Origin of the sequence: Rhizobium sp. RU36D (genome assembly GCF_900176345.1) — a bacterium.
Taxonomy (GTDB): domain Bacteria; phylum Pseudomonadota; class Alphaproteobacteria; order Rhizobiales; family Rhizobiaceae; genus Allorhizobium.
This window is the reverse complement of record NZ_FWXU01000009.1, coordinates 79,230-100,060: the sequence shown is the minus strand read 5'-3', so window position 1 is coordinate 100,060 and position 20,831 is coordinate 79,230. Positions and strand designations below refer to the sequence as shown.

The window sequence follows — 20,831 nt, the reverse complement described above, 5'->3', positions numbered from 1 at the left end:
GGATCGGCAGCCGGCTTTTACTGCTGGCCGTCGATGCGGGCGCCGATATAGGCAATCGCCTCCTGGTAGACGGAGGCCGCATTCCAACCCTGAAGTGCCACGAAATTCGGCTGGCCCGGCTGATAGCCCGCCCCTGCCCGCCAACCGTGACCCCGCAGGAAATTGGCCGTAGACGCCAGGGCATCGGCACGCGAACCCACTAGATCAACCCGGCCGTCGCCATCGCCATCAACGCCGTATTTTACCACATTGCGCGGCAGGAACTGGGTCTGGCCGATTTCGCCATGGGCAGCACCGCGAGCATTGACGCTCAAGGAGTTGGTCGCAACGAGCTGCAGCGCGGCATAGAGCTGGTCGGTGAAGAATTCCGAGCGACGGCAGTCATAGGCGAGTGTGGCCACGGCCGACAGCGTATGTTCCTTGCCCAGGAAGCCACCAAAGCCTGTTTCCATGCCCCAGATCGCCAAGAGGGGACCGGCGGGAACACCATAGCGGCGCTCGATATTGTTGAGCAGGCTGGCATTGTTCTGCTTCATGCCCTTGCCGCGGGAGATGATGGCCTGGCCGCCTCGCTTTGCCATGAACTGGTCGAAGGAAAGCTTGAAGCTCTTCTGGCCCCGGTCAGCGCGGATCGTGCCGGTGTTGTAGGACACGGATGACATGGCTCTGTTGACCACATCGGCCTTCACGCCGTTTGCGACCGCGTCTTTCTTGAACTGAGCGACCCAAGCATCAAAGCCCGCGCCCGTGTTTCCGCACTGAGCAGCGCTTGCGTCGGATGCAGCGAACACGGTGCTCGCCACGACAATCAGGGCTGAAGTCAGAAGGGTGCCAACACGCATCGCGTTCTAAAGCCTTTCGCTGGGGTAAATTAACTGGCCGATACATGACAGCACTTGATGATTCTGTCACGTAACGGAACTCTCTCTGGCGCCGATTTACTTAAGAAATCATTCACGACGACGTTATTTGCTGTCTTCGTGGGCGCAAAACAGGAGAATCCGGGCGTGGTCAGGCCACACCCGGAGTTAAACCCGGCAGATCAGCTTAGGCTGCGAGCTTCTTCGGCTTGATCAGGCCGCGATTGACCAGCAGTTCGGCGATCTGGATGGCGTTGAGGGCCGCACCCTTGCGCAGGTTGTCGGAGACCACCCACATGTTCAGGCCGTTCTCGACGGTGGCATCCTCGCGGATACGGGAGATGAAGGTCGCGTCTTCGCCGGCGCTTTCGTAGGGCGTGATGTAGCCGCCGTTCTCATGCTTGTCGATGACGAGGCAACCCGGCGCTTCGCGCAGGATTTCGCGGGCCTGATCGGCAGTGATCTCGTTTTCGAACTCGATGTTGACCGATTCCGAGTGGCCGATGAAAACCGGAACGCGCACGGCCGTGCAGGTCACCTTGATCTTCGGGTCGAGCATCTTCTTGGTCTCGGCCAGAACCTTCCATTCTTCCTTCGTGTAGCCGTCTTCCATGAAGCTATCGATATGGGGAATGACGTTGAAGGCGATGCGCTTGGTGAACTTCTTCGATTCCACCGGATCGGCCACGAAGACGGCGCGGGTCTGGGTGAAGAGTTCGTCCATGCCTTCCTTGCCGGCGCCTGAAACGGACTGGTAGGTGGAGACGACCACGCGCTTGATCTTGGCGGCGTCATGCAAAGGCTTCAGCGCCACGACGAGCTGCGCCGTCGAGCAATTCGGATTGGCGATGATGTTCTTCTTGGTGAACAGGCTGATGGCGTCCGGGTTCACTTCCGGTACGATCAGCGGAACCTCGGCGTCGTAACGCCAGGCCGAGGAATTGTCGATGACGACGCAACCCTGGGCGCCGATCTTGGGCGACCACTTCTTCGAAACGTCGCCGCCGGCCGACATCAGGCAGATATCGGTGTCGGAAAAGTCATAATTTTCGAGGTTCTGAACCTTCAGCACCTTGTCGCCGAAGGAAACTTCCGTGCCCTGCGAACGTGGCGATGCCAGCGCCACAACTTCATCGGCGGGGAAACCGCGCTCTGCCAGGATGTTCAACATCTCGCGGCCGACATTTCCGGTCGCGCCCGCTACTGCAATCTTAAAGCCCATTGTTCCTGCTCTCTTTCTATCTCTCCGCGTTACGTGAGGAGAAAGCGGCATATTCGCCAGCCTTCTTGATCCCCGGCCGTGCCGGGGAGAGAGCGGTGGCCAGAGACGTCAGACGGTTTTGGTCGTCGTTTTGGCCTTGGTCGTGGATGAAGCATTGACGCATGCAGGCAGCCCGGCCTGACCAGCCGGGGCGAAAGGAACTGAGATGTTCGATTCGAGAGCGTGCATATGAATTTCCTATCCGAGCCGTCCTAATAAAAGGTTTTCAGTGGGAGTCAAGCAATTGCGTCGTCCTGATGCCTATGGGAAGAACATGGGAGTTGTGTCGAGTTTCGCTAGGTTGCCATGTCCTTCTCGCTTCGCCCGGCCCTGGAGGCCGATCTCCCCGCCATTACCGCAATTTATGCCGACAGCGTTCTCAACGGCACAGCAAGCTATGAACTTGCCGCACCCGACGAGGCCGAGATGGCCCAGCGTTTTGAAAGCATCAGGGGGCAGGGCTATCCTTACCTTGCCGCTGTTGACGCCGACGGCACCCTGCTCGGCTATGCCTATGCCTCGGCGTTTCGCACCCGTCCGGCCTATCGCTGGCTGGTGGAGGATTCGATCTATCTGGCGCCGGCAGCGCGCGGACGCGGTATCGGCCGGGCACTTCTGGAAAGGCTCGTTGCCGATTGCACGGACTTGGGATTTCGCCAGATGGTGGCGGTGATCGGTGGCGCCAGCCCCGCCTCCGTCGCGGTGCACAAGGCCATGGGTTTCGAAATGAGCGGTGTCCTGAAAGGCACCGGTTTCAAGCATGGGAAATGGCTCGATACGGTGCTGATGCAACGCGCCCTTGGCGAGGGGCTGTCCACCGATCCCGACGAGATGCAATATCCGGGAACGCTTTATCGCGGATGAGCTGCGGTCACTCGACCAGTTTCAGGGTCTTGTCGAAAACCTTGAGAACCTGCTTGAGGTCGTGGCCGCGTTTCAGGATCATGCCGGCGGTGTTGATCACGCTGAACGCGCCCTGCTTGGCCGCAAGCTTCGGGTTTTTCTCGATGCGGTAGAGCGGCATTTCTCCAGACCGTTTGAATACCGAAAAGACCGCCCGGTCCTTGAGATGGTCGATGGCATAGTCGCGCCATTCGCCCTCGCCCACCATGCGGCCATAGATCCAGAGAATCGCATCCAGTTCGCGCCGATGAAAGGTCACCGGCATGGGATCGCGGTCCTGCCGGTACTGCCCAAGATCGACCACGGATGCGCTACGGGCCTCGCCACCGTCGTGGTTGGCCCGCGGCAAATCCTGCTCATCAGTCATGAAATCCTCGGCCCTTTCTGCATGACAGATCGGTGACAGTGTGCCCCAGCCTTTGGAAATTGCAAGCCCGGGGTGCCAAGCGGCGGTCGCCCCGAGACATGACCGTGTCCGACCGCTCGGGTTCTTTTCGCTACCGCCGTATTTTGAACAAAACAGCGCCCAATTTGACACAGACAGTGGGATTGTTCGGTTGGCGCTCGCGCCAAACAGGTCCGGTCTGGGATGCTGACCCCTTACCCCCAGCCCCCCAGCATTTCCGGATCGGACCGCCGGACGCCTGACAGGCCTCAGTTTTGGAAGCCTGATTCGCAAGGATGCGGGCTGTTTATTCCGGCTTGGACATCAGGACGGTCGCGCCGACAATCTCCGACGGTTCGCCCTTTTCGCTCGAGCGTTGCAGCAGCACCGCACAGCCGTCGCTTTTTCCCGACTTCATCACTTTGGCAGGCAGGACGAGACGCATGTCCTTGCCGTGCCACATGCCGACCGTCTGGATGTCGGTGACGCTGTTCCAGTAGGTATAGGTCTTGCCCTTGTTCTCGCCCTTCAGGACATCGACGTCCTGCTGATGCTTGAAATAGACCATCACAACATCTGCCTTGCCGGTTCCCGAGCCGATATCGATATCGATTTCGTCGCCACGCTGACGGGCCGATACGGGCACTTCAAGGCCGCGTCCAACGTCATGCAGGCCCTTGATCTTGCCGGTGATGGCCTCCATGTCGCTACCGGGCACGTGGTCGCGGCCGTTGATGACGGCTTGCGGCGTGTAGACACCGCTGCGGCCGAGCGAGCGGGCATAGGCATATTGCCGGGCCGTATTGTCGGGGGTGGCGAGGGTGTCCTGCCAGCCAAGATAGTTCCAATAGTCCACGTGATAGGACAAGGCGACGACGCCACCCTGCTTGACCAGATCACCTAGTGCCTTGTCGGCCGGGGGGCATGATCGGCAGCCCTGGGAGGTGAACAGTTCGACGACACCCCGCGGCGTTGTTCCTTGCTGCGAGCCGTCTTCTGCGGCTGCGGGCAGCGATGCCGACAGTGCCAACAGGAGACCGAACGCAAAACGCCTTGAAGTCATAACCATTGTCCTGCCTGCCGTGCCCTTTTCCATCCTGGGTGCGATATCAGGCTAGTTTCGCCGATACCGCTTGCCCCAAGGTTACTGTCCTTGCCACATTTTTCGCGCAAGACATAAACTTTCAGGCCATCAACAGGAAGTCACGAAGGGGTGAGGCTTCCGGTCGAAAGCCCGCTCACCCAAAAAAGAGCCGCCGGGATTGCTCCCGGCGGCGCGTTTTGACGATATCGATCGTATCAGGCTGCGAGGTCGCGCAGAACGGTCTGCAGGATGCCGCCGTTCTCCATGTAGGTGACCTCGTCGAGGGTATCGATGCGGCACAGAAGCGGCACCTCCTTCACCGTGCCATCGGCATAGGTGATCTTGGCGATCTTCTTCTCGCGCGGCTTGATCTCGCCTTCCAGACCTTCGATCGTGACGGTTTCGTCGCCCTTCAGGTCGAGCGATGCCCAGGTGGTGCCTTCCTCGAAGGTGAAGGGCACGACGCCCATGCCGACCAGGTTCGAGCGATGGATGCGCTCGAAGGACTGGGCGACCACGGCCTTGACGCCCAAGAGGTTGGTGCCCTTGGCAGCCCAGTCGCGGGACGAGCCGTTGCCATATTCAACGCCGGCGAAGATGACGAGCGGAACGCCCTCGTCCTTGTACTTCATGGCGGCGTCGTAGATCGACATCTCTTCCTTCGACGGATAGTGGACGGTGTAGCCGCCTTCCTTGCCGTTCGGGCCGAGCATGTGGTTGCGGATGCGGATATTGGCGAAGGTGCCACGCATCATGACCTCATGGTTGCCGCGGCGCGTGCCATACTGGTTGAAGTCGGCAACACCGACGCCATGACCCAGGAGATAGGCACCGGCCGGAGAGGCTGCCTTGATCGAGCCGGCGGGCGAGATGTGGTCCGTCGTGATCTTGTCGCCGAAGAGACCGAGTACGCGGGCGCCCTTGATGTCCTTGAGGCCCGAGCCGGTCTTGCCCATGCCGACGAAGTAGGGCGGGTTCTGCACATAGGTCGAGTTGTCGTCCCAGGCATAGGTCTGGCCTTCCGGAACCTGCACGGCCTGCCAGTTTTCGTCGCCCTTGAACACGTCGGCATATTTCGATTCGAACAGTTCGCGGGTGACGTATTTCTGGATGAACTCCTGCACTTCCGCCGAGGTCGGCCAGACGTCCTTGAGGAAGACCGGGTTGCCGTTTTGGTCTTCGCCCAGGGGCTCCGTGGTCAGGTCGATCTGCACCGAGCCGGCCAGCGCATAGGCGACGACGAGCGGCGGGGAGGCGAGGTAGTTGGCCTGCACGTCAGGCGAGATACGGCCTTCGAAGTTGCGGTTGCCCGACAGGACGCCTGCGGTGATCAGGCCCTTGTCGTTGATCGTCTTCGAGATCGGCGCCGGCAGAGGGCCGGAATTGCCGATGCAGGTGGTGCAGCCGAAGCCGACCAGGTTGAAGCCGAGCGCGTCGAGATCCTTCTGCAGGCCGGACTTGGCAAGATATTCGCCGACGACCTGGGATCCCGGTGCAAGCGAGGTCTTCACCCAAGGCTTGGACTTCAGGCCCTTGGCCACCGCATTGCGCGCCAGGAGACCGGCTGCGATCAGCACGCTCGGGTTCGAGGTGTTGGTGCAGGAGGTGATGGCGGCAATGGCCACGTCGCCATGACCGAGATCGTAGCTTTCGCCCTCGACGGCATAACGCGTCTTGAGCTGGCCGGGCTTCTTGTAGTCGTTTTCGAGAGCCGTGGCGAAGTTCGGCGCGATGGTTTCGAGCGGCAAGCGGCCTTCCGGACGCTTGGGGCCGGCCATCGACGGAACGACGTCGCCGAGGTCGAGTTCGAGCGTGTCGGTGAAGACGAGCTGCGAACCGTCATTGTCGCGCCACATGCCCTGCGCCTTGGAATAGGCTTCGACCAGGGCGATGCGGTCCTTGGTGCGGCCGGACATGTTGAGGTAGTTGACCGTTTCGGCATCGACCGGGAAGAAGCCGCAAGTCGCGCCGTATTCCGGACCCATGTTGCCGATGGTGGCGCGGTCGGCGACCGGCATGTTTTCCATACCAGGGCCGAAGAATTCGACGAACTTCGATACCACGCCCTTCTTGCGCAGCATCTGCACAACGGTCAGCACGAGGTCGGTGGCGGTGACGCCTTCCTTGAGCTTGCCGGTGAGCTTGAAGCCGATGACCTCAGGCAGCAGCATGGAGACCGGCTGGCCGAGCATGGCGGCTTCCGCTTCGATACCGCCGACGCCCCAGCCGAGAACGCCGAGACCGTTGATCATCGTGGTGTGGGAGTCCGTGCCGACGCAGGTGTCGGGATAGGCTGTCGTTTCGCCGTCTTCGTCCTTGGTCCAGACCGTCTGGCCGAGATATTCGAAGTTGACCTGGTGACAGATGCCGGTGCCGGGCGGAACCACGCGGAAGTTCTTGAATGCCTGCTGGCCCCACTTCAGGAAGCGGTAGCGTTCGCCATTGCGCTGGTATTCCAGCTCGACGTTGCGGGCGAAGGCCTGCGGCGTGCCGAATTCGTCGACGATGACGGAGTGGTCGATGACGAGGTCGACGGGCACAAGCGGGTTGATCTTTTCCGGATCGCCGCCGAGAGCCTTGATGCCGTCACGCATGGCCGCGAGATCGACGACGGCGGGAACGCCGGTGAAGTCCTGCATCAGCACGCGGGCTGGACGATAGGCGATTTCCGCTTCCTTCAGGCCCTTGTTGTTGAGCCATTCGGCCACGGCCTCGATGTCCTTCTTGGTCACCGAGCGGCCGTCTTCATTGCGAAGCAGGTTCTCCAGCAGCACCTTCATGGAATAGGGCAGCTTGGAAACGCCGGCGAGACCATTGGCCTCTGCCTTGGGCAGGCTGTAGTAGACATAATCCTTGCCGTTGACGGTCAATGTGGAACGGCAATTGAAACTGTCGAGAGATTTTGACACGGATAGAACCCCGCTTATTCTGATAGCCTACACTTTTGGTGCGGACGCCTATGCACTTCATGCACATCAGGATGCGGGTACGGCCATTTCCGCTGTCCGCCCCAGAACCGCTGTCGCAGTTCAAAGTTCGGCACAAGGATGAAGTTCACGCCGACCGCTGGCGTGTTGCAGGTCTTATAGATAATTTCTAAAAAAGGTGCCAGACCGGGCCATGCCTAAATCGGACAAAAATTTGCAACGCGATGACTAAAATCTTAACGAAAGTCCGACCATGCGCCTGATGGCCGAAGGCTTGAGCGCCCGCCGCGGCGAAGAGCTCATTTTCACCAATGTTTCCTTTACCTTGGAGCAGGGGCAGGCGCTGCTTTTGACCGGCCGCAACGGCTCGGGAAAATCGACCCTGCTGCGGGTGATCGCCGGCCTTTTGCGGCCTGAAAACGGCACCGTGACGCTGGCAGGACAGGGTCACGGAGAGCAGCGCCCGGCGCGGGAACTCAGCCATTATCTCGGCCATCGCAACGCCATGAAACAGGAACTGAGCGTTGCGGAAAACCTGCTGTTCTGGCAGCGCTTTCTCGGCGATAGCGAGGGTGGCCAGGGGGTGGATATCGAAGAGGCGGCCCATGCCGTCGGTCTTGTTGGCATTACCCATCTACCCTTCGGCTATCTTTCCGCCGGCCAGCAGCGGCGATTCGCCATGGCCAAGCTGCTGGTCGCCCACCGGCCGCTCTGGCTGCTCGACGAGCCGACTGCCGCGCTTGATTCGAGCGCCGACGTGATGTTTGCCGGGCTGGTGACGGATCACCTCGCCCGCGGCGGCATGGCGATTGCTGCCACCCATCAGCCGCTCGGGCTGGAGGGGGCGCAGCAGCTGGTCATGAAGGGGTTTGAGTATGGTGAGTTGGCATGATGATGATTCACGATATGCCGGTGTCTAGAAATACCCCCCTCTGCCCTGCCGGGCATCTCCCCCTCAAGGGGGGAGATCGATATGCCGCACGCGCTCGCTTCCCCGCAAAACCCATCGTAGTCGGCTGGATGGCGGATCAGTGCCACGGGTCGATCTCCCCCCTTGAGGGGGAGATGCCCGCGTTTCGATGTAATCGAAAGAGGGCAGACGGGGGTATGGTTGCACCGATACAAAAGATCTTGGCTGCATTAGCCAAGAATGGGACCTCCTCATGATCGCCCTCTTCCTGCGCGACGTGAAACTATCGGTGCGGTCGGGCGGTGGGGCGCTGATCGGGGTCTTGTTCTTCATGACCGTCGTGGCCGTCATTCCCTTTGGCGTAGGTCCCGACCTCAACCTGCTTTCGCGAATCGGCCCGGCGATCGTCTGGATCGGTGCGCTGCTGGCGGCGCTTCTGGGGCTCGACCGGCTGTTCCAGGCTGATCGCGATGACGGGTCGCTTGACCTGATGCTGATGCAGGAAACGCCGCTTGTGCTGACGGTCTTCGTCAAGTGCCTGGCGCACTGGGTCGGCACCAGCCTGCCGCTGGTGATCGCCTCGCCGCTCCTGGGCCTGTTCATGAACATGGGCGAGGTGGCGATCGGTGCGGTCATGCTGACGCTCCTGGTCGGCAGCCCGGCGATCACCTTCATCGGCGCGGCCGGTGCGGCGGTGGCGGTGGTTCTGCCCCGTGGCGGCCTGCTGGTGTCGATTCTGGTGCTGCCGCTCGCCATCCCCGTGCTGATCTTCGGGGTCAGCGCCTCTTATGCGGCGGTGGAAGATCCCGCGCCATTCCTGCCGCCCTTTTTGTTTCTGGTGGCAACGACGCTGTTTTTCGCGGTGATCGGGCCGGCCGCTGCCGCGCTCGCATTGCGCAATGCCGGAGACTGACAAGGTCCTCGCGGGTGATCACATTCGCTTGGATTGACCAAGATCAATTGCAGCCGAACGATGGGCAGGTTAGAAGCATTCCATGAACGATAGCACGCTCGCCATTACCAAGTTCAGCGATCTGGCCAATCCAACGCGCTTCCTGGCGCTGGCGGGGCGGATCATTCCATGGATGGCGGCCATCACGGTGGTGCTTTTCGCCATTGGCCTCTATCTCGGCTTCACCGCCGAGGGCGATTACCAGCAGGGCATGACCGTGCGCATCATGTATGTGCATGTGCCGGCCGCCTGGCTCTCCATGATGTGCTATACCGTGATGGCGCTGTCGGCGATCGGGACGCTGGTCTGGCGCCATCCGCTGGCTGATGTCAGCCACAAGGCCGCAGCCCCGCTCGGCGCCATTTTCACTCTGATCGCTCTGGTCACCGGCTCCCTCTGGGGCAAGCCGATGTGGGGCACTTGGTGGGTCTGGGATGCGCGGCTGACCTCGGTCTTCGTGCTGTTCCTGATGTATCTCGGGCTGATTGCGCTCAACCGGGCGATGGACGATCCGTCACGGGCGGCGCGGCTGAGCGCCGTCTTGATCCTGGTCGGCTTCGTCAACATCCCGATCATCAAGTTTTCCGTGGAGTGGTGGAACACCCTGCACCAGCCGGCAAGCGTCATCCGGCTTGACGGACCGACCATCGATCCCGTTTTCCTCTGGCCGCTGCTGATCATGGCGCTGGCCTTTTCGCTTCTGTTCTTCACGCTGCATATGATGGCGATGCGCAACGAAATCTGGCGCCGGCGGATATCAGTGCAGCGCCGGCTTGCGGCGCGCATGGCCGGTCGGGAGGGCTGATCCGTGACCCATGATTTCTATATCTACACCTCCTATGCCGTGACCTTCGGCCTTGTCGGCATGGCCACGCTCTGGATCTGGCTCGATGGCCGCGCGCGGCAGAAGGAGTTGAAGGCGCTGGAAGCCTCCGGCATCCGGCGGCGTTCGGCGGTCTCCGCCGGGGAAGGCGGGCAGGCATGAGCGAGAATATCGACGACAAGGCGCCGCGACAGGGTGCCGGCCGCTATGTGCTGGCGCTCCTGCCCCTCGTGGTCTTCGCCGGGATTGCGCTGACGGCCGGCAAGATGCTGTATGATCAGGATTTCAACGGCAAGAACATTGCCGACATCCCCTCGGCCCTGATCGGCACCAAGGCGCCGACCCTGGCGCTGGCACCGCTTGGCGGCTCGCAGACGCCGGCGCTGACGACGGATGCCATCTCCGGCAAGCTGACGCTGGTCAACGTCTTTGCCTCCTGGTGCATACCCTGCCGGGACGAGCATCCGATCCTGAAGGAACTCGCCAAGGACCAGAGGCTCACCATCGTCGGCATCAACTACAAGGACCGCGAGGAAAACGCCCTTCGGTTCCTCGGCGAACTGGGCAATCCCTATAGCGCCATTGGTATCGATCCTGATGGCAAGGCGGCAATCGACTGGGGCGTCTACGGCATTCCGGAAAGCTATCTGGTCGCGGCTGACGGAACGATCCTCTACAAGAAGGTCGGGCCGTTTGATGAGCAGTCCCTGGAGCAGGGGCTTTTTCCGGCGATCGAGAAGGCTCTTGCGGGCGGTTGAGGACGGGCATTGTCGTGTGGCATTGCATAGTCGACGACGGTTCGTGTGATCCCCCTCACCCGGCCTCCGCTCCGCTCGGCCACCCTCTCCCCGAGGGGAGAGGAATTTCTGAAGCGCTGCGGCTACTACCCTCTTCTTCCCGGCGGGGGGAAGCTCTCGGCCGAGGATGACAACTGGGTGGGCCGGTTCCCCTGCCGGCTTATGCTTCGAACAACAATGTCAAAGAGCGCCCTGCCAAACCCTGATGGCCTCGACCGGCCAGACCAGCATCAGCACGTTGAGGGTGAGATTATCACGGATGATCCAGCCGGTGATGAGCTCGAAGGCGATTGCGATCACGACGGTCAGCCAGACGGGCGCGCGGGCGGCGAAGAGGAAGCCCAGCGCCATGAAGACCGTGTCCATGGCCGAGTTCAGGATGCTGTCACCTTCATAGCCGATGGCCATGGTGGCGCTGCGGTAGCGATCGATGATGATGGGCGAGTTTTCGAGGATTTCCCAGGCGATCTCGATGATCGCGGCAAAGGCGAGCCTGGCCCCGAGAGGCTTGCCGCGCATGACCAGCAAGGCAAGGCCATAGAACAGGAAGCCATGGATGATGTGCGATGGCGTGTACCAGTCCGAGAGGTGTTGGGAATTGCCCGCCGTGTTCACGCCCGGCTCGAACAGCTTGATATAGCCGCATTCGCAGAAGGGAATGCGGCCCATGAGATAAAGCGTCAGCGCCTGGGCAATCACCAGAGCGAGAAAAACCACGCTCCAGAAGCGGGCCGATTGCGATCCTGTCGGGCTGCCGGTAAGCGCGTTCACTTGTTGTCGCCCTCCGGCTGCTGAAGCGAATGGCGCATGATCAGCGGCATCTGGGCAAGCGTGAAGAGAATGGTGATCGGCATGGTGGCCCAGACTTTGAAATTCACCCAGACCTCGTCCGAAAAATTGCGCCAGACGACTTCGTTCAGGACGGCCAGGAACAGGAAGAAGATGCCCCAGCGCAGGGTCAGCTTGCGCCAGCCCTCGTCATCCAGCTGGAAGGCGGCGTTGAAGACATAACCGAGCAGGGACTTGCCGAAGACCAGGCCGCCGAGCAGCACGAGGCCGAACAGTGTGTTGACGATGGTCGGCTTCATCTTGATGAAGGTCTCGTCCTGCAGCCAGATCGACAGCGAGCCGAAGATCAGCACGACCACGCCCGAGACGAAGGGCATGATCGGCAGATGCTTGAACACGATCTTGGATACGATGAGCGAGAGGATCGTGGCGACCATGAAGAGCGCGGTGGCGATCAGCAGCGGCCCGCCGATGGCAGAGAGCGATGGGAAGGTCTTGGCCAGCCATTCGCCCCTGAGATTGCCGAAAAAAAAGACGAGCAGCGGCCCGATCTCCAATGCGAGCTTCAGCATCGGATGATGCTTCTCGGCCTCGTTCGGCTTGGTGTCGCTTTCGATATCGGACATTGCTTTATTTCCTAGATGATCCAGTCGGTTGTCACGCGCAATCCCGTGACTTCAATGGGCTGTGGCTTCAATGGGACAGGCCGGCGATGGCATTGGCGAAATCCTCGGCCTCGAAGGGTTCGAGATCGTCGATGCCTTCGCCCACGCCGATGAAATAGACCGGCAGTTTGTGCTTTGCGGCAATGGCGACCAGGATGCCGCCGCGGGCGGTGCCGTCTAGCTTGGTCATGACGAGCCCGTTGACGCCGGCGATGTTGCGGAAGATTTCCACCTGGTTCATGGCGTTCTGGCCTGTCGTTGCGTCCAGCGTCTGGATGACGGTATGGGGCGCGTCGGGATCGAGCTTGCCCAGAACGCGGACGATCTTCTCAAGTTCCGCCATCAGCTCGGTCTTGTTCTGCAGCCGGCCGGCGGTGTCGATGATCAGCACGTCGCTTTTCTCGGCCCGCGCCTTTTCGAAGGCGTCATAGGCAAGGCCCGCGGCATCGGCACCGAGCTTGGTACCGATGAAGGTGGAGCCGGTGCGGTCAGCCCAGATCTTCAGCTGTTCGATGGCGGCGGCGCGGAAGGTATCGCCGGCGGCCAGCATGACCTTGAGACCGGAGCCGGAGAGCTTGGCGGCGAGCTTGCCGATAGTCGTGGTCTTGCCGGTGCCGTTGACGCCGACCACAAGAATGACATGGGGCTTGTGATTGAGGTCGAGCGACAACGGTTTGGCGACCGGCTTCAGCACCTTGACGATTTCGCCGGCCATGATCCGGCTCACATCCTCGCCCGAGACATCCTTGCCATAGCGCTCGGCCGCCAGCGTGCCGCTGACGCGCATCGCGGTCTCGACGCCGAGATCGGCCTGGATCAGCAGGTCCTCGAGATCCTGCAGGGTATCGTCATCCAGCTTGCGCTTGGTGAAGAGCGCCGTGATCTGGCCTGTGAGCTGCGATGAGGTGCGCAGAAGGCCCGAGGTGAGGCGCTGGAACCAGGAGAGCTTTGGGGCCGTGGCTTCAGGCTGCGGCTCGGGAGTCTTGGTGGCGGATGCGAAGCCTTTGGGGAGGGCGATGTCGGTTGGGATAGCGTCGGTTGCCGATTCCCCCCCTGCCCTGCCGGGCATCCCCCCCACAGGTGGGGGGATGATTTCGGGGCTGGCGTTGTTCCCAACCCGTGATTCATACGGGTTCTCGCGAGCCGAACCCCCCTCTGTCCTGCCGGACATCTCCCCCTCAAGGGGGGAGATCGGCGCGGGGCGGGCTGACTGCCCTTCTTCGACCGTTGCTGTTTTGGAGAGGTTGGCCTCGTTCGCACTGCGGTCGGCTTCCAGACCTTCCAAAGAAGGCAGTTCTGGCAGTGGGTCGCTGATGGGTTCCGCTGTCTCAGTCTCTGAAACCGTTTGAGATGAAGGCCGCGGGGCTGTCCCCCCACCTGTGGGGGGTGAGGCGCGGCCGGCGGAGCCGGGCAATCGATCCAGCGAATCGATTGTAGCGCCGAAGGCCGGCAGGGCAGGGGGGGTATCCCTCCCATCCACTTTCTCATCCGGAGCAGGCCCCGCCGTTTCCATCTCCTGCGATGAAACCGGGTCGGCGGCCACTGGTGCGGAGGCATCCTGTTCGGCGCGTTCGGCGGCCTCGACAAGGGCGGCGAAATCCTCGCTGTCAGCGGGCGCGTCATCGGCGCGCGGCGGCTCGGTAGCCGGCTTGTCCTTGCCGAAGGTGAAGGCTTTCTTGAGGAAGTCGAAGGCCATGAGCCGATCCGTCCGATATCAGGCCGCCGAGCGATCGGCTGCGGGGTGCAGTTGCAGGTGGCGGCCATCATGGCCCGCTATCGTGACCGTCGTGAGGTCACCGGGGCGAAGGCCTGGGGTTGCCACCAGCGTGAAATTTTCCGTATGCGCCTTGCCGCCATTCTCCACCAGGATGGTCTGGCGTGTGCCGGCCATGGCGGCGAGATGCGCAAGCCGCAGCCGTTCGCCGGTGTCGCGGAGCTCGGCGGCGCGGGCCTTGACCAGCGCCCGGTCGAGTTGCGGCATGCGGGCGGCCGGCGTGCCGGGGCGGGGGCTATAGGGGAAGACGTGCAGCTGGGCGATGCCCATATCCTCCGCCAGCCGCTTTGAACTGGCGGCCATCTCGGCGGTTTCCGTGGGGAACCCGGCAATCATGTCGGCACCGAAGGCAAAGCCGGGGCGCAGACGCCGGACCTGATCAGCAAAGGCGCGGGCATCGGCGCTCGAATGGCGGCGCTTCATGCGCTTTAGGATCAGGTCGTCGCCATGCTGCAGCGACAGATGCAGATGCGGCATGAAGCGCGGCTCATCGGCGATCAGGTCGAACAGATGCCTGTCCACCTCGATGCTGTCGATGGAGGAAAGCCGGAGCCTGGTGATCTCCGGCACCAGCTTCAGGATGGTCTTGGCGAGCAGGCCGAGGCTCGGTTGGCTGGGCAGGTCGGCGCCATAGCTCGTGGCATCGACGCCGGTCAGCACGATTTCGCGATAGCCCGAGTAGGCGAGCTTTCGCGCCTGATCGACCACCGCGCCCATGGGCACCGAGCGGGAATTGCCACGCCCGAAAGGAATGATGCAGAAGGTGCAACGATGGTCGCAGCCATTCTGCACCTGAATGAACCCCCTGACATGGCCGTCTATGTGATTGACAAGCTGCGGTGCGGTATCGCGCACGCTCATGATGTCGTTGACCCGGAGCTTTTCCTCGGCGGAAACCCCGAAATCGGGCAGAGCGCGGTAGCTCTCGGCCTTGAGCTTTTCCTCGTTGCCGATCACCAGATCCACCTCGGCCATGCCGGCAAAGGTTTCGGCTTCGGTCTGGGCAGCGCAGCCGGTCACGATGATGCGGCTTTCCGGATTGTCGCAACGGGCGCGGCGGATCGCCTGGCGGGCCTGGCGCACGGCCTCGCCGGTCACCGCGCAGGTGTTGACGAGAATGGCGTTGGCGAGCCCCGCCTTCTCGGCTTCGGCCCGCATCACCTCGGATTCGTAGGTATTGAGCCGGCAACCGAAGGTGATGACCTCGATACCGCTCACTTTGCGCCGGCCTCCGCAAGGCTGTCGGCAGCGTCGCGCTCGAAAGCGCCGGTGACGGGATCGACCCTGCCGGCCCATTCCCATTCGGCCGGGCCGGTCATGATGACGTGGTTGTCGCGCTCGCGCCATTCGATGCCAAGCGTGCCTCTGTTGGGGCTGGAGGCAACGGTGATCGTGACCTTGCGCTCCGTGCGGCCGGTGCGGGCAGCCGAGACCCCGGCGGCGCAGGCGGCGGAACCGCAGGCGAGCGTCAAGCCGGCACCCCGTTCCCAGGTGCGAGTGACCATCGTCGTGCGCGATGTGACCTGGGCCAGCGTGATATTGGCCTTTTCCGGAAAGATCGGGTGGTTCTCCAACAGCGGGCCGAAGCGTTCGAGGTCGTAGCTCATCGGGTCGCGGTCGACCCAGAAGACCGCATGGGGATTGCCCATGGACATGGCCGAGGGCGAATGCAGGATGGGCGCGTCGATCGGGCCGATCTGCAACTCGATGCGGCTGGTGTCGTGGAATTCTTCCGACAGGGGAATACGGTTCCACTCGAAGACCGGCATGCCCATGTCGACGGATATCGTGCCGTCGTCATGCTCCACGGCATTCAGGATGCCTGCGACGGTCTGGAAGGTGAAGACTTTGCGCCCGGTCTCGGCCGAAAGCGCCTGGACGACGCAGCGCGTGCCGTTGCCGCAGGCCTGGGCCTTCGACCCATCATTGTTGAGGATGTCGATATAGGCGTCGGTGCCATCGGCCCGCGGATCGTGGATCGCCATGATCTGGTCGAAACGCGTGTCTGCCGTCGCATTAAGCGCAATGGCCGCCGATGGCGTGACCCGGTCCTTGCGGCCGCGCATGTCAACGACCAGGATCTTGTTGCCAAGCCCGTTCATCACAGCGAATTCGACGAGTGCGTCCATAAGGGGATCCGATAGCTTTGTCTTTGTGGTGTATATGGCGGAAAACGCATGGAATTACCAGTGGCGCGCGCGCAGCACCAAGAGCCACGCGCGCAGACCGCCGTGGTGCTGGGGTGATGTTCGGACGGGGCGCTGAAAGCTGCCTCGTAAGGTAGTTAAGTAGTGACACCTCTCAGCGCCCCGTTCGGCAGTTTCTGCTCGCGACTTCGGTCTCTCTGCGATGCGGTGGGAAAGGGTCGTGACCGCAACCGGCATTGGCGCCGGCTTTGGTGTCATGCACGCCCTTAAGAGTTACGCTGCCGGCTTGCTTTGCGGTTCGGACGTCGCCGTCCTCACCCCTCTGCGCGGCCATGACGGCCGCCGGCTGCATCTTCCACCTGCGCCGCGCCTTTGGGTCAGAAGACCCTTCGGTCGCGCGCGGCGCTCGCATCCTCCCATGCCGCACAGGCACACCCGACGCGCTCTTGCGGGCTTGGAGATGGCGGGCCGGTCCGATACCCCTCCATCACCCCCGCTGTCGCCGGAGGGAGACCATGTTCCGCGAACCCAGCCCGTGAGGTCTTGCGTCTTGCCCCCCCACGACCCGTGCCGGCCCCACCTCGCCGCAACGCCTTGCGGTGTATCCGAGAGCGGGACGGGAGAAGTGTGGCATGGGTGTTGAGGGCGGGGATGATGGAGAGGGGGATTTTTGTCGCCGTGGTGTCGAGGCGGAAGGGAAATCAGCGGCTTAGCTCAGTTGATGCTTAACTTTTTTCACATGAAGGAATGATTTTGTGCCCGGCTCCTGACCCCCTCACCAACAAAATCTACGACTTAGGCCCTACGGGCCAAGATCGTGATTTTGTAACCTCCCCCACCAAGGGGGAGGGATAGCGTCGAGAGTGCAGACCCCTCACTCACGCGCGGGCGAGGTCACAGCGCCTTCTGCCGGTGCAAGAGGTAAGGTTGAGAGTTCGTTGATCGCCACCTCTCCCCCTGTGGGAGAGGTTACAAAATCGAGGGCTCAGCGCAGCTAAACCTCAGATTTTGTCGGTGAGGGGATGACTTTATGTACACCCGCCTCTCCTGTTCGATAACGCGAGACACCCACCCTAGCCCTCCAGTTCTTCCCGGAGCATTTCGAGTTCCAGCCATTCCTCTTCCATGCGGGTGAGGTCGGCGCGGAGTTTTTCGGTTTCGGTGGCGAGTTTGTTGAATGTGGCGGGGTCCTTGGTGAAAAGCTTCGAATCGGCCATCTTTGCTTCGCGGGCGGCGATTTCCTTTTCGGTCTTCTCCATCTCCTTCGGCAGGTTTTCCAGGGCGAATTTCTGCTTGAAGGAGAGCTTGGCCTTGCCCTTGCCGCCGGCATCGACGGGCTTGGCCTGGCCGTCGGTGGTTTTGGCCTTTTCGGCCTTTTCCGCGCGCTTGCGCTCGTCTTCGACGCCCTTGCGTTGGGCCAGCATGTCCGAATAACCGCCGGCATATTCGATCCAGCGGCCGTCAGGGTTTTCGGGATTGGCCGGCGCGATGGTCGAGGTGACCGTGCGGTCGAGGAAGTCGCGGTCGTGGCTGACGAGGATGACAGTGCCAGAGTAGCCCGCGACGATTTCCTGCAGGAGGTCCAGCGTCTCGATATCCAGATCGTTGGTCGGCTCGTCGAGGATCAGCAGGTTCGACGGCTTGGCCATGATGCGGGCCAGCATCAACCGGGCGCGCTCACCGCCGGAGAGGTTCTTGATCGGCGTGCGGGCCTGCTCCGGCTGGAACAGGAAGTCCTTCATGTAGCCGGTCACATGCTTCTGCTCGCCATTGACAAGCAGGTTCTCGCCACGGCCGTCGGTGAGGTAATGGGCGAGCGTGTCCTCGAGGTTGAGGTCCTCGCGCTTCTGGTCGAGCACGGCGATTTCCAGGTTTGTGCCCAGCTTGATCGTGCCACTATCCGGATCCAACTGGCCGGTGAGCATCTTCAGGAGCGTGGTCTTGCCGGCACCGTTCGGCCCGATCAGACCGATGCAGTCGCCGCGATGAACGCGGATCGAGAAGGGCGTCACGATCGGGCGGTCGCCATAGGACTTGGTGATCTTGTCGGCTTCGATGACCAGCTTGCCGCTTTCCTTGCCCTCGGTGACGGAGGCCTGGATGGTGCCCTGGGGTCCCTTGTGGCCGCGATATTCAGCGCGCAGCGACTGGAGATTGCCGAGGCGGCGCATGTTGCGCTTGCGCCGCGCCGTGACGCCATAGCGCAGCCAATGTTCCTCGCGCTGGATTTCCTTGCCGAGCTTGTGCTGCTCGATCTCTTCTTCTTCCAGCACCTTGTCGCGCCATTCCTCGAAATGGCCAAAGCCGCGATTGAGCCGGCGCGACAGGCCGCGGTCCAGCCAGACGGTGGCGGTGGAGACCTTTTCCAGGAAGCGACGGTCGTGGGAGATGAGCACGAGCGCGCTGCGGGTCTTCATCAACTCGCCTTCCAGCCATTCGATGGTCGGCAGGTCGAGATGGTTGGTCGGCTCGTCGAGCATCAGGATATCGGGCTCGGGCGCCATGACGCGGGCAAGCGCCGCGCGACGGGCCTCGCCACCGGAGAGGCTTTTCGGGTCTTCCTGGCCGGTCAGGCCCAGATGTTCCAGCAGATAGGTGACGCGATAGGGGTCGTCGCCCGGGCCAAGGCCAGACTCGGCATAGGCCTGTACCGTTGTATAGCCGGCAAAGTCAGGCGCCTGTTCCAGATAGCGGATGGTCGAGGAGGGGTGACGGAAGACCTCCCCCGATTGCGGCTCGACCATGCCGGCGGCGATCTTCATCAGCGTCGATTTGCCCGAACCGTTGCGGCCGACCAGGCAGATGCGGTCGCCCGGCTCCACCTGCAGGCCGGCGCCGTTCAAGAGCGGCGTGCCGCCGAAGGAGAGGAAAATGTCGTCGAGTTTCAGGATCGGCGGTGCCAAGGGGTCAAGCTCCGGTCATGTCTTGGGGTCGGGCGAGGATGACGGCGTCTCCGCTCTTGAGCGAGAAGCCGACAGGTCCTTCCGCGACATTGGAAATGGTGCGCGACGATCCGAAAGGAAGGTCGAAATTGGTCAGGGGATAGCGGGCATTGACGATATCGAGGCCGGCGAGATCGCTGAAACCCAGGATCGAAAACAGCGAGCCCTTGGGGAGATCGAGCGTCTGCGGCTGGGAGAGAAGCGGATAGGCCTCCTCCTCGCCCGAGGTCATGACGATCTTGAGGCCGCGCTTGGCGAGCGCCACGCCGGCCAGGAGATGCATCAGCGCGTGATCGGTGCGCTCTCCGCCAAGGGCGCCGGCGAGGATCAGGCCTGTCGCCCCGCGTTCGATCGCCGCATCGACTGCAATGGCGCCGTCCGTTTCGTTCTTCTGCGCGGGATAGGGCATGCGTGGCACATCGGGAAAATCGAGTGCCAGGGCATCCGGGGAGGAATCGAAATCGCCGACCCAGAGCTCCGGCGTCAGGCCGAGCGCGCGCGCATGGCGCATGCCGCCATCGGCGGCAATGATCCTGGTGCCCGCGATGGCCGCCCTGAGGCGGTCGGTCGGCGTGAGGCTGCCCCCGAGAAGGATGGTGAAACTGTTGGCGGTCATGCGCCTGCCCATAGCGCATCTTGCCCAAAAAGGGAAAGGGTGAAGCGGGTTGCGCGGCGCGGCCGGCCCCTTTACCTTCCGGCTGGAGATGAACGGGAAGAAAAGCATGCAGTTCGAAGGCACCGCCGACTATGTCGCCGACAAGGACCTGATGATCGCGGTGAATGCCGCCATCCGGCTGGAGCGGCCATTGCTGGTGAAGGGCGAGCCCGGCACGGGCAAGACGGAACTGGCGCGCCAAGTGGCGGCGGCACTCGGCCTCGACATGATCGAGTGGAACGTGAAGTCGACCACCAAGGCACAGCAGGGGCTTTACGAATATGATGCCGTATCGCGGCTGCGCGACAGCCAATTGGGAGACGCGCGCGTCAACGATGTCGCCAACTATATCCGCAAGGGCAAGCTGTGGCAGGCGTTTCAGTCCGAGAAGAAGGTCGTTCTGCTGATCGATGAGATCGACAAGGCCGATATCGAGTTTCCCAACGACCTGTTGCAGGAACTCGACCGGATGGAATTCCATGTCTACGAGACCGGCGAGACGGTGACTGCGAAGGTGAGGCCGATCGTCATCATCACGTCAAACAACGAGAAGGAGCTGCCGGACGCCTTCCTGCGCCGCTGCTTCTTCCACTATATCCGCTTTCCTGATGCGGAGACGCTGGCCCGCATCGTCGACGTGCATTATCCCGGTATCAAGCAGGCGCTGGTGAGGAGCGCACTGACGCGCTTCTACGAGATCCGCGAGACGCCGGGGCTGAAGAAGCGGCCATCGACTTCTGAAGCGCTGGACTGGATCCGGCTGCTGGTGGCCGAGGACGTGGATCCTGCCGATCTCAAGACCGATCCCAAGCAGATGCTGCCGAAGCTGCATGGCGCGCTGTTGAAGAACGAGCAGGACGTGCATCTGTTCGAACGGCTGGCCTTCATGGCGCGGCGGGGAAATTGAGGATTTGCTAATCTTAAACGGCGGGAGCGGCAGTGCAGCATGTTATGCGG

Annotated in this window: 19 protein-coding genes; 7 read left to right on the top strand and 12 right to left on the bottom strand. The window is 62.1% G+C overall.

Going from position 1 to position 20,831, the window contains the following annotated elements; all coding sequences use genetic code 11:
* Window positions 1–17: 17 nt before the first annotated feature.
* Complete coding sequence (locus B9A97_RS13530; RefSeq protein WP_084365871.1) at window positions 18–842, bottom strand: lytic murein transglycosylase; 825 nt, start codon at window positions 840–842, stop codon at window positions 18–20.
* A gap of 205 nt (window positions 843–1,047) precedes the next feature.
* Window positions 1,048–2,082 (bottom strand): aspartate-semialdehyde dehydrogenase, encoded by a 1,035-nt coding sequence (locus tag B9A97_RS13525; protein ID WP_084365870.1) that lies wholly within the window; start codon window positions 2,080–2,082, stop codon window positions 1,048–1,050.
* Window positions 2,083–2,427: 345 nt separating this feature from the next.
* Between B9A97_RS13525 and B9A97_RS13520 the strand changes: the two genes are divergently transcribed.
* Entirely contained in the window at window positions 2,428–2,985 is a 558-nt protein-coding gene (locus tag B9A97_RS13520) for a GNAT family N-acetyltransferase (RefSeq protein ID WP_084365869.1), read from the top strand.
* A gap of 7 nt (window positions 2,986–2,992) precedes the next feature.
* Here B9A97_RS13520 and B9A97_RS13515 read toward each other — a convergent pair whose 3' ends face one another.
* From B9A97_RS13515 to acnA, 3 genes are all read right to left on the bottom strand, one after another.
* Window positions 2,993–3,391 (bottom strand): DUF2794 domain-containing protein, encoded by a 399-nt coding sequence (locus tag B9A97_RS13515; protein ID WP_084365868.1) that lies wholly within the window; start codon window positions 3,389–3,391, stop codon window positions 2,993–2,995.
* Window positions 3,392–3,716: 325 nt separating this feature from the next.
* Window positions 3,717–4,472 (bottom strand): DUF1223 domain-containing protein, encoded by a 756-nt coding sequence (locus tag B9A97_RS13510; RefSeq protein ID WP_143530450.1) that lies wholly within the window; start codon window positions 4,470–4,472, stop codon window positions 3,717–3,719.
* A 236-nt stretch (window positions 4,473–4,708) separates the two neighbouring features.
* Window positions 4,709–7,402 carry an aconitate hydratase AcnA gene (gene acnA, locus B9A97_RS13505; protein WP_084365866.1) on the bottom strand — a complete coding sequence of 898 codons (2,694 nt, stop codon included), beginning with the start codon at window positions 7,400–7,402 and terminating at the stop codon, window positions 4,709–4,711.
* Window positions 7,403–7,673: 271 nt separating this feature from the next.
* On the opposite strand from acnA, the gene ccmA reads away from it, so the two are divergent.
* The 5 genes from ccmA (at window position 7,674) to B9A97_RS13475 (ending at window position 10,863) form a co-directional block, all read left to right on the top strand.
* Window positions 7,674–8,312, top strand: a complete 639-nt coding sequence (gene ccmA, locus B9A97_RS13500; RefSeq protein WP_084365865.1) for a heme ABC exporter ATP-binding protein CcmA — start codon at window positions 7,674–7,676, stop codon at window positions 8,310–8,312.
* Between the two features lie 271 nt (window positions 8,313–8,583).
* Entirely contained in the window at window positions 8,584–9,243 is a 660-nt protein-coding gene (ccmB, locus tag B9A97_RS13490) for a heme exporter protein CcmB (RefSeq protein ID WP_084365864.1), read from the top strand.
* Window positions 9,244–9,325: 82 nt separating this feature from the next.
* Window positions 9,326–10,087: a heme ABC transporter permease gene (locus B9A97_RS13485; protein ID WP_084365863.1), complete on the top strand. Its 762-nt coding sequence runs from the start codon at window positions 9,326–9,328 to the stop codon at window positions 10,085–10,087.
* Window positions 10,088–10,108: 21 nt separating this feature from the next.
* Window positions 10,109–10,267, top strand: a complete 159-nt coding sequence (gene ccmD / locus B9A97_RS13480) for a heme exporter protein CcmD (protein WP_244564222.1) — start codon at window positions 10,109–10,111, stop codon at window positions 10,265–10,267.
* On the top strand, window positions 10,264–10,863 hold the full coding sequence (locus B9A97_RS13475) for a DsbE family thiol:disulfide interchange protein (RefSeq protein ID WP_084365861.1): 600 nt from the start codon (window positions 10,264–10,266) through the stop codon (window positions 10,861–10,863). The genes ccmD and B9A97_RS13475 overlap by 4 nt, the downstream gene beginning before the upstream one ends.
* 219 nt (window positions 10,864–11,082) lie before the next feature.
* Here B9A97_RS13475 and B9A97_RS13470 read toward each other — a convergent pair whose 3' ends face one another.
* From B9A97_RS13470 to B9A97_RS13440, 7 genes are all read right to left on the bottom strand, one after another.
* On the bottom strand, window positions 11,083–11,673 hold the full coding sequence (locus B9A97_RS13470) for a DUF2585 domain-containing protein (protein WP_084365860.1): 591 nt from the start codon (window positions 11,671–11,673) through the stop codon (window positions 11,083–11,085).
* Window positions 11,670–12,317 carry a septation protein A gene (locus B9A97_RS13465; protein ID WP_084365859.1) on the bottom strand — a complete coding sequence of 216 codons (648 nt, stop codon included), beginning with the start codon at window positions 12,315–12,317 and terminating at the stop codon, window positions 11,670–11,672. Before B9A97_RS13465 ends, B9A97_RS13470 begins: the two co-directional genes overlap by 4 nt.
* A gap of 67 nt (window positions 12,318–12,384) precedes the next feature.
* On the bottom strand, window positions 12,385–14,052 hold the full coding sequence (gene ftsY, locus B9A97_RS13460; protein WP_084365858.1) for a signal recognition particle-docking protein FtsY: 1,668 nt from the start codon (window positions 14,050–14,052) through the stop codon (window positions 12,385–12,387).
* 18 nt (window positions 14,053–14,070) lie between these two features.
* Window positions 14,071–15,348 carry a tRNA (N(6)-L-threonylcarbamoyladenosine(37)-C(2))-methylthiotransferase MtaB gene (gene mtaB / locus B9A97_RS13455; RefSeq protein WP_084365857.1) on the bottom strand — a complete coding sequence of 426 codons (1,278 nt, stop codon included), beginning with the start codon at window positions 15,346–15,348 and terminating at the stop codon, window positions 14,071–14,073.
* Window positions 15,345–16,259, bottom strand: coding sequence for a diaminopimelate epimerase (gene dapF / locus B9A97_RS13450; RefSeq protein ID WP_084365856.1), 915 nt, complete (start codon window positions 16,257–16,259; stop codon window positions 15,345–15,347). The genes mtaB and dapF overlap by 4 nt, the downstream gene beginning before the upstream one ends.
* 1,091 nt (window positions 16,260–17,350) lie before the next feature.
* A complete protein-coding gene (locus B9A97_RS13445; RefSeq protein ID WP_084365855.1) occupies window positions 17,351–19,180 on the bottom strand; it encodes an ABC-F family ATP-binding cassette domain-containing protein in 1,830 nt (609 codons plus the stop codon).
* A gap of 4 nt (window positions 19,181–19,184) precedes the next feature.
* Window positions 19,185–19,835 carry a thiamine diphosphokinase gene (locus B9A97_RS13440; RefSeq protein ID WP_084365955.1) on the bottom strand — a complete coding sequence of 217 codons (651 nt, stop codon included), beginning with the start codon at window positions 19,833–19,835 and terminating at the stop codon, window positions 19,185–19,187.
* A 106-nt stretch (window positions 19,836–19,941) separates the two neighbouring features.
* Between B9A97_RS13440 and B9A97_RS13435 the strand changes: the two genes are divergently transcribed.
* Window positions 19,942–20,781: an AAA family ATPase gene (locus tag B9A97_RS13435; RefSeq protein ID WP_084365954.1), complete on the top strand. Its 840-nt coding sequence runs from the start codon at window positions 19,942–19,944 to the stop codon at window positions 20,779–20,781.
* The last annotated feature ends 50 nt before the right edge of the window (window positions 20,782–20,831 follow it).